The following is a 15,787-nucleotide window of genomic DNA, read 5'->3' on the forward strand; positions in this document are numbered from 1 at the left end:
GTCCAATCGACTCCTGTCACAGCCCCATCATATCGACGGTGATATGGTTCATGACCGATGCGTAACGACGCGATCCGTCCATGTTCGGATGGAATGATTGTTGGGATACGCCATACCGGTTCCAGCTTTCCGGAAGCCAGTCCGGTAGCTCCCCGTGCTCACCCGGGGTCAAGGTGGTGATGATTTTGTTCAGCGCCTCCTGGTCAGCGCAGATCCCGTGACCGGCAAACGCCACGGTGGGGTCGGCGAAATAGGTCGGGATGCCCTCGGCACTGGCCTCGGTGGCGGCTTGGCCCATCACGGTGGCAAGCAGCATCGCGGTGTTGTTCAGCCAGGTCCGCTCTCCGTCATTGATAGCGTTCATGCAGAATGTGCTCGTTTCCTTAAAGAGCTTGGGATATCCCATCAGCATGATCTGGGCATGGGGCGCCTTCTTGTGAATCTCCCTCAACACCGTCTTTATCGACTGCTTGACCGGCCCTTCGATATCCCTCTTCACCTCAACCGAAAGTGGATCGGAGTCGCCGGGCATCGTGTCGTTCTCGCACTCGAAGCTGTGCATGACGCAGAACTGGAGCACCTTGGCGAATCTGGCGTCGTTGCCGCCGACGGACAGCGTCACCAGGGTGGTGTTCTCGTCCACGAAGCCTCGGTCGAGCTGCGGCATCTCTCCCCACAGGTACTTGGCGTTCTGACCCCACGCGTTTTCGGGCAAGGGCTGGCCGGCCGGGACGGTGTAGGCGGGCAGGAGGTGCTCCGTCTCGGCCCAGGAACAGGCGAGGAAGTGGTAGTCCATGTTCGGGTCCCAACTGTCGGCACGGCTCCCGATATTCGAGGTGCTGTCCGAGAGCACCCCCAAGCGAGACCAGGCGAACCGGGACCGGTGACAGAGGTCCTGGTACTGCACCTCGTTGTTGACCACCTGCTTGTAGTCGCTCTCCGGGTAGTAGTCGGCGCCGTTGCCGCTCGAGACACCCTCACCAGACGAGTACGAGTCGCCGAGCGCGACGATCTGGTGCCGCGGCTTCGCCGTCAGCTTCTTGACCGCGATCGCGTCCCAGGCCACGTCCTCGTCGCCGGTGCCGTCGTACGCGTCGTTGGTCAACCGCACCCGGGGCGTCCCGTTGAACTGGAACACTCCGAGGGACACCCACTGGTTCCGCTGCACCCGTTGCAGCAGGACTCGCTTCTTTCCGGCGTTGCCTAAGCCCTGCCCGAGATCGATCTCGTAGGCCGCCTGCCGGGTGTGCGCGCCGTGATCCGGGATGTGCACCATCACCCGGGCCCAGCCGGTGACGCTCTGGTTGAGTGTCCAGGTGCCCGTGACCTTCATCTTTCCGCCCAGCATCCCTGGGCCCCAGGTATGGGCGAACCAGAAGTGTCCCCCGAAGCCACCGCCGATCTGATGGAAGTCGACCTTGGAGGGGAACTTGCCGGCCGAGTCCGTGGCAAAGGTCAGCTTGAAATCGCCCGAGTTGGTCCACTGGTTGTCGCAGCCCGGGCGGACCGACTTGGTACCGGACGGAACGTCGTCCACCACGAGGCTCCCCGCCGGCAGGCCGGAGAGATCGCAGCTGGGCGGATACGTCGTCGCATCATCCTGATACGCGTACCCCGGATCGAACCGCAGCACCTCGTTGCCGAGCTGGGTGTCGCCCTTCCAGGTCGCCGACCGGTGGTACCAGCACACCAGGTCGTACTTGCCGGCGGCGTTCTTGTGGGCGCACGGTCCGGCCGGCTCGCCGACCACGTCGGGATCGTCCGGGGTGTTCAGCTCACCGGGATGGCAGTCGTTGGACGCGTCGCAGAACAGGTAGGGCGGCGGCTTGACGTTGATTCGGTTCTCCACCGTGGTCCACCATGCGGCCCGAAAGCCCGCCACGAAGGTGTCCGGTCCCTCCAGCAGGTTCGGCGGGTGCCCGGCAAAACCCAGCACCTTCTCCTGGTACGGCCAGAACTGCGGCCGGGCGGCGTCGGCGTAGGTGTACTCGAGGAAGGGCTGACGGTCCGGCTTGTAGCGCGGGTTGGCCGGGTTGTTGGCCCAACCGAGGCCCCACGGCTCGCCGGTACCGAGGTTCGGATGCAGACCCGAGTTGTACGCCCAGAGGGCGTAGAACCAGTTCTCCAGACCGGCCGGGTCGCCGTTGTTGATGATGAGGTTGGCGACCCGGGTCTGGTTCCACTTGTCCTGCAGCACCTGGAGACCAGCCGCCACGTTGGCGGCGAAGTCGAGCGCAACCGCCCGCTGCGTCTGGTACGGCAGCAGCGTCTCGCCGGGCTTCGCGTGGCCGGCGAGACGCATTCCGTCGGTCAACTGGGTGACGCCATAGCCGCAGTCGGCATCCTCCCAGTGCACGTCCCAGTCATCGTTCGGGTCCACGTTATAGATGTCGCGCCCATAGAAGTTGCCGATCAACGGATTGCCGGTAACACCTGGCAGGGCGTTGCGCGACGCCTGCCACATGTTCGACTCCTGCGCCACAACACCCAGCATCACCTGGGCCGGCACCCGGCCACCGCCGAGCAGTTCGTGTGGCCGAAACAGTCCCTGCGGGGTGTACGCGGGCATCCCTAGGTTCTTCCAGTTGGCCGGCCGCTGCACGTACAGCGAGTCGGTGATGGCCTGGTCGATCGCCCATTCCACCTGGCGCGGCTTGGGCTGCAACGCCTGGTTCTGCGGATCGTTGCGCGGCACCGAGCACCACCGCTCGTCCTCGACGGCGTCCGTGGGCGAGCCGCTGGGCGACGCGGTGGCGCCGAGCAACCGCTGGCCTTCTGCTGCTGCTGCACCGGGCCGCAGCCGTGCCGAGGGATCGATCCCGGCGCGGGTGGCAACCCGGAAGCTGACGTCGCGGCCCGTGCCGGTGACCCGAGCCTGGATTGCGATCTGGCTGACCTCGGCGGTCGATGCGTTGGACACCGAAGGTGCGGCCTGGTCGGCGCGCTCGACCCTGGTCAGCGCGAGCTGCCCCTCCGAGGACAGTTCCGCGCCGGCCGGTACGTCGCGCCAGCTGATCCCCGCCGGCAAGGAGTGCAGCTCGGTAGGTCGACCGGTGATGAAAAGCTGGCGACCCGCACCCGCGCCGACCGACAACTCCCCCAGGCGCCCCTTGGCCAGCGTCCTCGCGACCGCCCCGGGTAGCGCCTCGGCGTACCCCACTCGCGCCGCGCCGCCTGGGCGGTCCAGGAAGACCACGTTGCCGTGCCGGTCGGTGGCGAGCCCGAACGGAGTGCCCGCGGTGCGGGCGAGCGGGACGAGCTTGCCGCCCTGCTCCACCCGGACCAGCCGGGAGCCGCCAGCGGCGACGATGCCCGCCGGGGTGAGCACCGGCGAGGTGAGTTCGGCCTCGACGACCGTCGACTCGGCGAGCTTTCCGGTGGCGGCGTCGAGGGTGGTCAGCCGGGTCCGAGGTCGGTCGGTCACCTTTTCCACGCGCTGGCCGTTCAGCTGGGTGAGCACGGCGGACTCCCCGCCACTGCAGCTCGGGTTGAAGTACGCCAGTGACGTGCGGATGGGCAGCCTGGTGACCGCACCGGTGGTCAGGTCGACCGTTGCGGTAAAGCCGCCCCGGTCGAAGAGATCCGCCTTGTTGGTGTAGGTCCGTGGCGCGTAGACCACCACGAGCCGGCGACCGGACGCGGTCAGACAGGCGTTGCCGATCCACTGGTCGGCTTCGACACCGGGTACCGCCAAGTCGGCCACTCCGCGCCAGGTGTACCCGCTGCGGGCGGTGGCGGAGAGCACGTGGAAGCCGTCGGCGTCACCCGACGTCGTCCAGGCCAGGTCCGACGACCGGGCCCAATCCTTGGGCAGCAACTGGTCGCGGCGCCCGGGTTGGATGGTGTTGGTGGCGGTCGTCTGCTCGGCACGGGGCGAGGGAGCGGGTGGGGCGGCGGTAGCGGGCAGCGCGGGTGCGGCTGACACGGTGATGGTGGCTGCGGCAACCACCGCGATCGCGGCACGTCTTCGTAGCATGGCCTGCCTATCTCGGAGAGCGGGTGGGACCCGGGCATACTGACCGAGATCGTCATCGCGTCGTCATCAACGCCCCACCAACTTGGGCGCGGGAGGCGAGGGCGGGCTGGCCACATACGCAATCGACGGCATGCCGCTCCATCGGGAAGGAGCGACCTGCCGTCGGCGCGCGGCGTGGACCGGTCAGTTCACGCAGTACTCGACGTACTGGCCCCAGTCCTGGGAATAGAAGAAGAGGCAGCCGTGCGGGCTCTGGTTGGCGGCCGCCATCGGCGTCCAGCCCGTCTCACCCGCGTACGCCGCCAGGGTCTTCTTGTACATGACACTGTTGCCCTTGATGCGGGCCTCACCGCTGGCCCCGTTCTTGTTGGTGTACCGGGTCCAGTACGCCTGGCAGCCGGAGGAGTACCGAAGCTCCACGTACACCCCGTTCCGGGCCGCGCCCTCCGCCACGGTCACCGCCGTGCAGCCCATGGTGTTGGGGTCCTTGCCGTTGCACGACAGGTAACCGGAACCACCGCCGTTGCGGCACACGTCCGGGTCGGCCGCCGTGCCCGCCCACGCCGCGCTCGGCGCGGCCACCAGGGCACCGGCTACCAGCACCGATGCCGCCAGGATGTTACGTACGTGCTTGAGGCTGAATAACCGGCTCAAGGCTGTCTCCTTGTGACTCGTCTCCGACATCGGGGCCGACCGTAGGAGGCCGGAACATCACGGCTTCATCATTCGGCCACAGGGATCCGCTGCGCCCGCGCGGGACTACTACACCTACCGGTCAACGACGCGGACCTGCTGGTCGAGGCAAGAGCATCGCCCGGCCCGACGACCTAACGTACTGATTGATACCGGTCTCGGGCGCTGGCCGGAGCGTAGAAGCGGTCACCGCCCCGGCTCAACACCACGTTCCGAGGCTCGACGACACCCCGTAGGGAGGGTCCGTAATCGCCCGATTGACGTCTACTGGAAGGGCGCGGTGCCACCGCTCATCCGGAAGCTCATCAACACCGAGTCGGCAAAGTGCCGGTAGTGGTCCAGCCCGCCACGCACTCGGCCGAGAAACTCACCTCGGCCGCCGACAAGGTGGTGAAAAAGGTCCGCACCACCGGGGACCAGTCGGTCGTCTCGGTCGGCTACCCGGTCACCGGTACGGGCCTAACCGTCACGGTGGCGGGTGCCACCCAAAACCCGCTGGCCCTCCGGACACGAGGGTGCCGGTCACGATGGTCCGTGCCGAGGCGAAGGCGACCCCGGCGCCGAGGCCGGCCACCCGGCCGCGCACCGACGCCGACCGCAAGCCCACACCCCGTTCTGGTACGGCCAAGCCGGGTACGGCACGCGTCGCGGCGCCGGCGACCGGGGCCGTGGTGGGTGGCTGACCCATCCCGAGCCGACAGGGCGACGCAATCCCGGGCTGGGCGGCGCACCCATCATCAACTGGAGCGCCACCGGCGGGAACCACGGCTGGACGACCCGGATTCAGGAGACCGGTGAGGTGGTGTACGTCGACGACAAATACCACTGCACCTCCGGCATCTCGGCGCTCGGGGTAAACGGCGCCGAGTTCATGGTCGGGGCGTTGAGCTGCGGCGAGGCACGAGACACCTTCGTGAACCCAAGCGGTTACGCAGTCAATGTCCCCAAACGAGCGGCGGGTTCCGTACCGCCTTCTGGATCGGCGAAGATCTGGACGCACGAATCCGCCAGACCCAGCAGAAGCCGCTGACGTCGCTCTTCTGCGGCAGCACGAACCGTTGCGACCTGCGGGCGCTGGTTACGCCCAACGAGCCCGGTCTGGAGGGCGAGCCGCCCGGGCCCTACGTACACAAGAACAGCGCCGGTCAGTACGACCTCAAGTGCTGGTACAGCGACGCGTACTACGAGGTGGACGCCGGTGACGGCCGGCTTCGCCAGGTGAAGGTCGACCAGGGTACCACCGGGGCAAATGGGTGTTCCTCGGTAACTTCCAGTTGCGCTCCGGCGCCAGCGTCAAGCTCGATTCGATACGTTCTTCGCCAACGGCAGCGAGCATCAGCTTTGACGCTATGGCATTCGTGCCAGGCTGCGTCTGATCGGCCGGCGGGATGCGTCATCAGGCGCACCCCGCCTCCGTCCAACGTCATAACAGGGCGGGAACCCCGGCGTTCATGTGCCGATGATCCGCGTATGAAAAAACGGTGACGGAGCCTGGGACCATCCCTGAAAGCGGGTTGCCACTGGAGGAGACTCGCCCAGCGAAGGGAGCACGGATGAAGAACCGAATCCGAGCCATCGTCGGCGGTCTGGCCATATTGGCGACGTTGGCCGTCGGTGCACCTGTGCAGGCTCAGGCAGGAAGCAACCCCGCCGCTGCCCTCGGTACCCTGCAGAACCCGGTCGTGATCGCGGCCGGGACCGCGTGTGGCTCGAGCTGCGACGGCAAGAACCCGGCCACCTACGCCGTCTACGTCAATGGTCTCATCACCACGTGTTCTGCGGACGCGGTCACGGTGGCGTCCAAAACCAACGGCATCAACCTCGAACTCCGCTACAGCAAGGCCTGCCGCACGGCCTGGACGCGGATCGGCTCGGACTACGACTACCCGACCATCACGAGCTACTACCCGGACGGCCGGTTCCGGACCTCATACAGCGGCTTTGCCGGCGCCTACTACACCGTGATGGTCAACGATGCCAACCTGCTAGCCGAGGCAAGTGCATCGGACGGCGTCTTGACCTGGCGAACTGATCGGTACTGACCCGGGCCGCCGGCCGGTCGGCGGCAGTGGCTGTCCGGCCGGCGTCCCTGGCTCAGCGCCACATCCCGTTCAGGTCGAGGCGGGCATCTCGGTGCGCAACTGGTTCGTCCGTCTGGCGAACCAGGGGACATCCGGTGCACGATCCAGCACGCCGCCGTCCGGGTCATCGGCGTACGTGCTGCGGACCGCGTCGCGCTCGGGGCGGAGGATGTCCCGGATCACGAAGCCGCAGAGCACCGCCACGGTGATCAGGCGCAGGCTGGCGGCGAGCACGAACACGCCCTCCGGGAAGACCGGCTTGCTGGTCGCGGAGCCGAGCAGTTCGCCGTAGAAGGCGACGAAGTAGCAGACCTCAGCGACCTGCCAGGCCAGGAACGCTCCCCAGCGCGGCCGGGCGAGCACGGCGAGCGGGAGCAGCCAGAGCACGAACTGCTGGGACCAGACCTTGCTGAAGATCAGGAAGGCGGCGATCACCAGGAAGGCGATCTGCCCGAGCCGGGGCCGGCGCGGGGCGAACAGCGCGAGCGCGGCCACGCCGAGGCACGCCAGCCCGAAGAGCAGGTACGACACCCAGTTGAGGGTGGGGATGTTGGCGTTCAGCCATTCGAACGGCCCCAGCTCGCCGGGCTTCGACGGGCTGATCTTGCCGTCGAGCCAGCGGCCGATGTACCAGAGGGTGCCCCAGTCGATCGGCCGGGTGGTGTTCAGGTCGAAGAAGCGGTTCCAGTTGTCCCGGTACGGGATCGCCACCGGCAGGTTGACCGCGACCAGCGCCACCAGACCCGCTCCGGTGGCGGTTAACGCGGCGCGCAGCCGGCCGGCCCGTAGCCCGAGCACCAGGATCGGGCCGAGCAGGAACAGTGGCCACAGCTTCGCCGCCCCGGCCAGGCCGAGGAGGACACCGGCCGTCGCCGGACGGCGACGCGCCCAGGCCAGCAGCCCGAACGCGGCCAGCCCGACGGCGAGCAGGTCCCAGTTGACGGTGGCGGTGAGCAGCAGGGCCGGCGCGAGCGCGAACATCGCCGCGTCCCATGGTCGTCGGCGGCGCAGGCTGAGGATGACCGCGACGGTGGCGACGGCGAGCGCGCTGAGCACCAGGGCGTTCAGGTTGTAGAACCACCGGCCCTGGTTGATGCCGGGGTTGTTCACCCCGAGGGCGTGCACCGGCAGGCCGAGCGCACCCATGAAGTAGCCGGTCAGCACCGGGTACTCCACCGGGTGGTCGGCGTAGGGCACCTTGCCCTCGTTGAGGCCCTCGGCGTAGTAGAGCGCCAGCACGTCGGTGTAGCACATCCGGGTGTACTGCACGTTGTTCTGCCAGGCGCCGTCCTGGCAGGGCGACTTCTGCACCCAGTGCAGCGCGAGCGTCAGGCACACCAGGGCCAGCACGATCCTGGCCGCGGTCCAGAATCGGCCCTCTCGACCCGCCGGCTTGTCCAGGGCGACCGCGTGATCGCCGAGCGGGCCACCGATCAGCTCGGAGGCGCCGTGGACGAAGCCGTCCGAGCGGGACGGGTGGTCGATGGGACCACTGTCGTCGATGCCTGCCGTCGACTGGATGCTCATGGAAAGGCATCCTGCCCTATCTCGGACGCGCCGACGAGAACTCACGGCGGAGGAAGTCAGGTCCCCGCGGCGGCCGCAAGATCCATTGCGCTGGGGGTAGCAGGCAAGCCGGAATCAACTCCGCGCGCCGGGCGCGGCCGTTCACAATCAGGCGTCGGCGTGACCCATACGGCCGACCGAGGCAATTGCCTTCGATTTCCCCTTTCCCGGATTGCGGTTCACAAAAGAGTGCGAAAACCGCGCCCGAGGCGTTCATCCCGGCCCGCGTCGAATCCTCTCACGCCAGGCTCGCCATCATCCACCGAGACGCTATGTCCACTTTGATCGGCAAGATGCCGGTAATTTTGGCGTACTTATGCACCGTTTATCACTTCCACGGGACCTTGCAGTGCTTGACGCCGATCGAACAGCGGCTATGCTTGGCTCGGCTCGACCAGCAACTATGCGCCACATGCAATACGGGGGATCCACTTGGAATTTTTATTTTTGGGCGCACTGGCGATTAGGTCAGGCGATTCGACAATGTACCTTTCTGGATATCGCAGCCGAAATCTTTTGGCCGCGCTCCTGCTTGACGCCAACCGGGCAGTCTCCATCGAACGGCTCATCGACGTGGTCTGGGACCAGCAGCCACCAGGCACGGCACGTCAGCAGATCCAGAACCGGGTCGGCAGGCTCCGTGCCCTGCTCGGCGATTCATCCACCGAGCGGATCGCCCGGGCCGGTGGCAGCTACGTCCTCGAGGTGAGCGAGGACAAGATCGACGGGTTGCGGTTTCGCGGGCTCTGTGCAGAGGCTGAGCAGGCCCGGCGACAGGGTCAACCCGAGCGTGCCGCCAACCTGCTTCACCGTGGCCTCAACCTGTGGCACGGCGCTGCCCTCCAGGACGTCGACTCACCGGCGCTGCGTGGGGAGGCGGTCCGCTGGGAGGAAGCCAGACTGCGGGCCATCGAGATGCTGGTGGAGCTGGAGTTCAGCCACCAACGGCACACCGCCATCACGGCTGACCTGCGCACCTGGATTCAGCACTACCCATACCACGAAGGTCTGCACTGCCGGCTCGCCGAGGCGCTGCACGCCGGGTCGCGCACAGCCGAGGCATTGCAGGTGCTACAGGAGCTGAAAGTCAGGCTCGCCCGGGAACTCGGCATCGACGTGGGCCCCGGTGTTCACGACCTGCAGCGTCGGCTGCTCGGCACGACGGCCGAAACGGACGAGCCCGCGCACCTCAGCCGGCAGGCAGCCGAGGCGATCCACCGGGCGCTGACCGAGACGACACAGGCGCTCAAGGTGCTCAGCAGCGCCATAGCGAACTACTAGCTCCGGCATGCCCGCACGGAGGCGGCCAAGGCGCTGAGTGTCTGACCACGTCACCGATCAGGCCCTGACCTGAGCTCCGCCGCACAGGGCTCGGCTGCCGAAACCGTTCGGGCAGCCGAGCCCTGGCCGACGATCCCGGGGATCAGTTCGCGCAGGACTCCAACCACTCCCCGGTCCCCGCGTAGCGGAACACCAGGCACGCGCGGGGGTTCTGGTTCGCGGCGGCCATCGGCGTCCAGCCCGTCTCGTTCGCGTACGCGGCCAGGTCCTTCTTGTAGCTGACCGAGTTGCCGCGGATCCACGCCGTCCCCGTGCTACCCCCCGCCGAGTTCGTGTACCGAGTCCAGTACGCCTGGCAGGTCGACGAGTACCGCAACTCGATGAAGACCCCGTTCTTGGCCTTCACGGAGGCCTTGGTCTCGCCGTTGCAGCCCAGCGCACTCGGGTCCTTGCCGTTGCAGGAAAGGTAGCCCGAGCCCCCGCCGTTGCGGCAGAGGTCAGGGTCCGCGTTCGTGCCTGCCACGGCCGCTCCCGGGGTGACGGCGAGGGCGGCGACCGCGAGCGCGGCGGCGGCGACGGCACCACGCGCCCGCCGGATGAAGGAAATTGTCACATCGTGCTCCTGTCCAGCTGGTTGACGACAGGAAGGTAGAACCCGTCCTCACAGTCCGGTCATCGTTCGGCCACGGGTCCGCTCGCCGCCGATGAAGCCCGATACGAGCAAGCCTGGTACGGCGAACGGCGGCCGGACCAGTGGTCCGGCCGCCGTCGTCAACCCTGCCGTCAGTACGTCTGGCGTGGTGGTGTGCTGGGCAGGAGACCACCACCGCGACCACCGCCACCGTTGCCCGGACCCCACGGGAAGCCGTTGCCGTTGCCGTTGTTGTCGCCGTTGTTGTTGCCGTTGCCGTTGTTGTCGCCGTTCGGGCAGAAGAGGCCGAGCGAGTCGCAGGCCTGCTGCCCGTCGTTCGGCGGGGGCGGAGGCGGCGCTTCGCCGTTGCCGGTGTCGTCCTTGCCGATGTGCGCGGCGGGCGGGAAGTCGAGCTTCTTCTCGCCCTTGAGCGCGTCGTTCATGAACCGCTGGAAGATGGCACCCGGCATCTTCGCGCCGCTGATCGGCGTCTTGCCGTCCTTCATCAGGATCGCCTTGCGGTTGCCCTTGTTGCCGACCCAGACGGCGGTGGCGAGTTGCGGCGTGTATCCGATCATCCAGGCGTCGCCGTTGTTCTTGCTGCCGTCGCCGAGTTCCCAGGTACCGGTCTTCTCGGCGGCCTTCCGGCCGTCGGCGAGCCGGCGGTTCACCTGCGCCGGGTACTCCTCCAGCACCGAGGTCACATCGGCGACGACGCTCTTGCGGATTCGCTGCTGTGGATTCAACTTGTGGCTACCAACCTGCTTCCACGTGCCCGTAGCGAGGTCCTGCTTCTCCACCTTCTTCACGAAATGGGCCTTGTTGTAAACGCCCTGGTTGGCGAAGGTGGCGACGCCGTTGGCGTGGTCGAGCACCGTGATGGGGTACTTACCGAAGCCGACGTTGAAGTAGAACGGCTCCGGGGCCACCTCTGACGCCTTCACCTTGGTGAGGTCGAACACCTGGGCCGGCGTTTTGTCGATATACCACATCGTCGTGATGCCGGCGCGCTTGGCCAGATCGACGACCTTGTCCGGGCCGATATCCTCGGCGACGTGCCAGAACGGCACGTTCAGTGACAACAGTGTCGACTTCTCCAGGGTGCAGGAGTCGTGGCAGACCGGATCATCCTTGTCCGCGTTACTGATCTTTTGCTCGAAGCCTTCCGGCTTGAACGCCTTGCCCTTCCAGCGCGACTGGATGGACTTGTCGGCTTCGAGCGCCGCCGCCAGCGTGTAGATCTTGAAGCTCGAACCCGGGGGGTGACCGCCGCTGATCACGCCCTTGTCGTAGTTCTTGCCCGCGTAGTCGGTGAAGGTGCCGTTGTCTCCGCCGTAGTAGGCGCGCACCTCGCCGTTGCTCGGGTCGATCGCCACCACGGCGGCCATCAGATTGTCGCGTTGGCCGTCGAGCTCGGAGCCCTTCCGGGACCGCTGCGCCGCGTCGAGCGCCGCTTGCTGGATCTTGGTGTCGATGGTGGTGGTGATCCGGTAGCCGCCCAGGCTCAACGCCTTGGAGCAGAGCGGCTTGTCCGGCGTCGCCTCGGCGTCGTTGTCGGTGCAGAGCTTCATCTCGCGCATCTCCTGCGAGACGTAGTTGGCCACGTTGCCGTAGGGCGTGTCGACACCGAAGCCGCCGGCGTTGCCCTTCGGGTTGTTCGGCAGGATGTTCTTGGGGTATTCGGTGGGGCGCGGGGGCATGCCGGACGCGTCGAGCCACTTCTCGGTGACCATGCCGTCGATGACGTATTTCCAGCGTTCCTGCGCGGGCTGCGGGTTGATCGCCGGGTCGTAGCCCTTGTGGGTGTCGCTCGGCTCGGGCTGCTTGATCAGCGCGGCGAGCACCGCACCCTCAGCCACGGTCAGATCATTGACGTTCTTGCCGAAGTACGTCCGCGCCGCCGCCTGGATGCCGTACGCGCCCCGGCCGAAGTAGATCACGTTCAGGTAGTGCTGCATGATCGTCGGCTTGTCGTACCGGTCGTTCAGCTTGGACGCGAAGATCGCCTCCTTCACCTTACGGCCGTATGTGTCCTGGTTCAGGTTCTCGAAGGCGTTGCGCGCGTACTGCTGGGTAATGGTGGAGGCGCCCTGCTTGTCGCCGCCGGTGAGGTTGTTCCAGGCCGCCCGGGCGATGCCCTTGTAGTCCACGCCGGAGTGCCGGTAGAAGTTCCGGTCCTCGGCCGCGGCCACCGCGTGCTGCACGTGTAGGGGGATGTCCTTGATGGTGACGAACTGCCGGTTCTCACCGAGCTTGACGATGGTCTTGCCATCCACGGAAAGGATCGTCGTGGACAGCGGTGGCATGGTGTCCTGGGGAAGGACGACGTTCGTCGAGTAGTAGGTGAAGCCGACGACGCCGATGCCGGCGAGCATGATGAAGACGGCGAAGCCGGCGATCAGGATGTTGATCCGGCGGCGCTTCTTCGCTCCGGCCCGCGCGGCCGGGTCGTCACCGCGACCACCGCGACCGCCCCGGCCGGGGCCACCCGGGCCACCCGGCCCGCCGGGACCACCGCCGACCCCACGTACGGCGGCCCGGGCCACCGGGGCCCGGCCGCCGACGGCCGCCGAGCCGACGCTCGCCCGCCCGGCCGTGCCCACGCTGGCCGCGCCGACCGAGGCACGCCCGGCCGGGGCGCCCGGGGACACCGGCACCGAGGCGCGGCCGGCGCCGGCCCGCCCCGAGGCGCCGCCGGGTGCCGGCGAGACCGGCACCGAGGCCCGGCCTCCCGTACCGGCGCGGCCGACCGAGGCCGAACCCGAAGCGCCGCGCGGCGCCGGGGCCGCGCCACCGACCGAGGCGCGTCCGCCGGACGCGGAGCCTCCGGGCGTCACCGAGGCGCGGGCCGAAGCACCGCCTTCCGACCCGGATGACCAACCGTTCCCGTGTGGGCGCCCGCCGTAGTCGGAGTCGCCGTTCGGGCCCGGGATCTGGGCCCGCCCACGCGAAGAACTGGGATCGCCGTAGTTCATTCCTCACACCCTGCCGGTCGCGGTGGGGCGCGGGGGCGCCGCCACCGGGTTGCCGTGAGCTGGAACACGAGACGCTACTCCCCGGGCATGCCAGGGCGCAGCCGTCGAATCCGAGCTAATCGGACCAATCAGACGTGAAAGCTGTCGGTCGTCCCGCCCGTACGTCGGGCCGGGGCTGACCGGCACAGCCAAATTCACCGTTGCGCCTCTCGCCTTCGACGAGGGCCGGAACCGGCCGGCGCGGACGAGCCGCCCACCGCCTCCTGCTCCGACCCGTCATCCACGCCACCGGCCAGCCCGTCCCGGCCGAGCAGGTACTGCTCGACGAGATGGTTCCAGTCGCAGCCGGGGCACACCTCCACCACGAAAACCTGGAACTCACGCAGCGTCATCGCCAGGACCGACAACTCGGCCCGGGTACGCGCCTGGCCGGCGGACTGCTTGAGTTCGTCGCCGTAAATGTAGTGGACGTGCACGAGGTTATCGCTGCGGCAGATCGGGCAGCGCTCCTCGGTGGGTTCGCCGTGGAACCGAGCTGCGTTCTTCAGGTACGGAGAGGCGTCGCAGACGTCGTACCTGCCGACCCGGGCGGCGAGGAGGTCACGCAGCACAGCTCGCTTCTGGAGCGAGTAGTCGACGACCTGGCGCTGCGTACGCATGCGGCAAAGGGTACGCGCTCCGGCCGGACGAGGCGACCACCGTCACGATCTGTAACGACAAGACCGCGTAACCGAAAGTTTGCCCTGATCATGCGTCTCCGCTAACGTGCGATGTATCGGTCCGATACATCGCGGCGGTTACGACTCCGCGCCGGGGGTAAGAAGGGGTGGCCCGTGCTCGAGCTCGCCATCCTCGGCCTCCTGCAGGAGGCTCCGATGCACGGCTACGAGCTGCGCAAGGAGTTGACCGCCAAGCTCGGCGTCATCTGGGCGGCGATCAGCTACGGCTCGCTCTACCCGACCCTGCGCCGGTTGCAGGCGGCGGGATGGATCGCCGAGGCCGCCGGGACACCCGCGACCGCCGAGGAGGTTCCGGCGCTCACCAGCCGTCGCGGTCGGGTGGTGTACACCATTACCGCGGAGGGCAAGGAGCGCTTCGCCCAGCTGATAGCGCAGGCTGGGCCCGAGACGTACGACGACACGGGCTTCGGCGTGCACTTCGCGTTCTTCGCCCGGACCGACCAGGCCACCCGGCTCCGGATCCTGGAAGGTCGTCGTCGCAGGATCGAGGAGCGTCGCGAAGGTCTTCGTGACGTGCTCGGCCGGGCCGCCGAGCGGCTCGACGCGTACACCCTGGAGCTGCAGCGCCACGGCCTGGAGGCATGTGAGCGCGAGGTCCGCTGGCTGGAGGAGCTCATCGCCAACGAGCGCTCCGGCCGAGCCCCGACGGTCCCGCAACCCGGGACGGCCGGCGGCCGACGAGATAACGAAAGCCCGCCCCCGCCTGGAGAGTCCAGGACAGAGCGGCCGTGATGAAGAAGAAGGAGGCAGACGCTATGGGCTCCGTCCGCGTCGCCATCGTCGGTGTGGGTAACTGCGCCTCGTCCCTCGTGCAGGGTGTGGAGTACTACCGGAACGCCGACCCGAACGACCGCGTCCCGGGTCTCATGCACGTCACCTTCGGCGACTACCACGTCTCCGACGTGAAGTTCGTCGCGGCGTTCGACGTGGACGCCAAGAAGGTGGGCATGGACCTCGCCGAGGCGATCGTCGCCAGCGAGAACAACACCATCAAGCTGTGCGACGTGCCGCCGACCGGCGTGACCGTGCAGCGCGGTCCGACCTTCGACGGGCTCGGCCAGTACTACCGCGAGATCATCGAGGAGTCGGACGTCGAGTCGGTCGACGTCGCCCAGGCGCTGCGTGACGCGCAGGTCGACGTGGTCGTCTCCTACCTGCCGGTGGGCTCCGAGCAGGCCGACAAGTTCTACGCCCAGGCCGCGATCGACGCCGGCTGCGCGTTCGTGAACGCCCTGCCGGTCTTCATCGCCTCCGACCCGGAATGGGCGAAGAAGTTCGAGGATGCGGGCCTGCCGATCGTCGGTGACGACATCAAGAGCCAGGTGGGCGCCACCATCGTGCACCGCGCCCTGGCGAAGCTCTTCGAGGACCGCGGGGTCGAGCTGCTGCGCACGTACCAGCTCAACTTCGGCGGCAACATGGACTTCATGAACATGCTGGAGCGCAACCGCCTGGTCTCGAAGAAGATCTCGAAGACCCAGTCGGTGACCTCCCAGATCCCGCACGAGATGGCCAAGAGCGACGTGCACATCGGCCCGTCGGACCACGTGCCGTGGCTCGACGACCGCAAGTGGGCGTACATCCGCCTGGAGGGCCGCTCCTTCGGTGACACCCCGCTCAACGCCGAGCTCAAGCTCGAGGTGTGGGACTCGCCGAACTCGGCCGGTGTCATCATCGACGCCGTCCGGGCCGCGAAGATCGCGCTGGACCGGAAGATCGGCGGCCCGATCCTCTCCGCCTCCTCATACTTCATGAAGTCCCCGCCGCAGCAGTACGCCGACCACGACGCGCACGCCGCCGTCGAGGCGTTCATCAAGGGCGAGGTCGAGCGCTGACGCGCTGAC

General features: G+C 67.6%; 11 protein-coding genes. 5 read left to right on the forward strand and 6 right to left on the reverse strand.

Translation table 11 applies throughout. The features are described from left to right. Positions 1-16: 16 nt before the first annotated feature. Together GA0070621_RS23310 and GA0070621_RS23315 are read right to left on the reverse strand one after the other, a co-directional pair. On the reverse strand, positions 17-3,949 hold the full coding sequence (locus GA0070621_RS23310; protein ID WP_157740034.1) for an SGNH/GDSL hydrolase family protein: 3,933 nt from the start codon (positions 3,947-3,949) through the stop codon (positions 17-19). Between the two features lie 210 nt (positions 3,950-4,159). Next, the gene (locus tag GA0070621_RS23315; protein ID WP_157740035.1) at positions 4,160-4,630 is read right to left on the reverse strand and encodes a DUF2690 domain-containing protein; all 471 of its coding nucleotides are present in this window, start codon (positions 4,628-4,630) and stop codon (positions 4,160-4,162) included. 838 nt (positions 4,631-5,468) lie between these two features. Between GA0070621_RS23315 and GA0070621_RS29635 the strand changes: the two genes are divergently transcribed. After that, positions 5,469-5,699 (forward strand): hypothetical protein, encoded by a 231-nt coding sequence (locus GA0070621_RS29635; protein ID WP_157740036.1) that lies wholly within the window; start codon positions 5,469-5,471, stop codon positions 5,697-5,699. A gap of 523 nt (positions 5,700-6,222) precedes the next feature. After that, positions 6,223-6,711, forward strand: coding sequence for a DUF2690 domain-containing protein (locus GA0070621_RS23320; protein WP_091199698.1), 489 nt, complete (start codon positions 6,223-6,225; stop codon positions 6,709-6,711). A 69-nt stretch (positions 6,712-6,780) separates the two neighbouring features. Here the strand turns inward: GA0070621_RS23320 and GA0070621_RS23325 are convergent, their stop codons facing one another. Continuing rightward, entirely contained in the window at positions 6,781-8,277 is a 1,497-nt protein-coding gene (locus tag GA0070621_RS23325; protein ID WP_091199700.1) for a glycosyltransferase family 87 protein, read from the reverse strand. A gap of 555 nt (positions 8,278-8,832) precedes the next feature. Between GA0070621_RS23325 and GA0070621_RS23330 the strand changes: the two genes are divergently transcribed. Then, positions 8,833-9,597, forward strand: coding sequence for an AfsR/SARP family transcriptional regulator (locus GA0070621_RS23330; RefSeq protein WP_167667209.1), 765 nt, complete (start codon positions 8,833-8,835; stop codon positions 9,595-9,597). Between the two features lie 142 nt (positions 9,598-9,739). Here GA0070621_RS23330 and GA0070621_RS23335 read toward each other — a convergent pair whose 3' ends face one another. The 3 genes from GA0070621_RS23335 to GA0070621_RS23345 all read right to left on the reverse strand — a co-directional run bounded on the left by GA0070621_RS23335 (position 9,740) and on the right by GA0070621_RS23345 (position 13,862). After that, the gene (locus tag GA0070621_RS23335) at positions 9,740-10,210 is read right to left on the reverse strand and encodes a DUF2690 domain-containing protein (RefSeq protein ID WP_091199705.1); all 471 of its coding nucleotides are present in this window, start codon (positions 10,208-10,210) and stop codon (positions 9,740-9,742) included. 170 nt (positions 10,211-10,380) lie between these two features. Continuing rightward, a complete protein-coding gene (locus GA0070621_RS23340; protein WP_091199707.1) occupies positions 10,381-13,203 on the reverse strand; it encodes a transglycosylase domain-containing protein in 2,823 nt (940 codons plus the stop codon). A gap of 194 nt (positions 13,204-13,397) precedes the next feature. Next, a complete protein-coding gene (locus tag GA0070621_RS23345) occupies positions 13,398-13,862 on the reverse strand; it encodes a DUF5318 domain-containing protein (RefSeq protein WP_091199709.1) in 465 nt (154 codons plus the stop codon). A 174-nt stretch (positions 13,863-14,036) separates the two neighbouring features. Here GA0070621_RS23345 and GA0070621_RS23350 point away from each other — a divergent pair, with 174 nt between their 5' ends. After that, positions 14,037-14,675, forward strand: a complete 639-nt coding sequence (locus tag GA0070621_RS23350) for a PadR family transcriptional regulator (RefSeq protein WP_091199711.1) — start codon at positions 14,037-14,039, stop codon at positions 14,673-14,675. 23 nt (positions 14,676-14,698) lie between these two features. Next, the gene (locus GA0070621_RS23355) at positions 14,699-15,778 is read left to right on the forward strand and encodes an inositol-3-phosphate synthase (protein WP_091199714.1); all 1,080 of its coding nucleotides are present in this window, start codon (positions 14,699-14,701) and stop codon (positions 15,776-15,778) included. Positions 15,779-15,787 lie beyond the last annotated feature (9 nt).

Origin of the sequence: Micromonospora narathiwatensis, assembly GCF_900089605.1 — a bacterium.
In the GTDB taxonomy this organism is placed as follows: domain Bacteria; phylum Actinomycetota; class Actinomycetes; order Mycobacteriales; family Micromonosporaceae; genus Micromonospora; species Micromonospora narathiwatensis.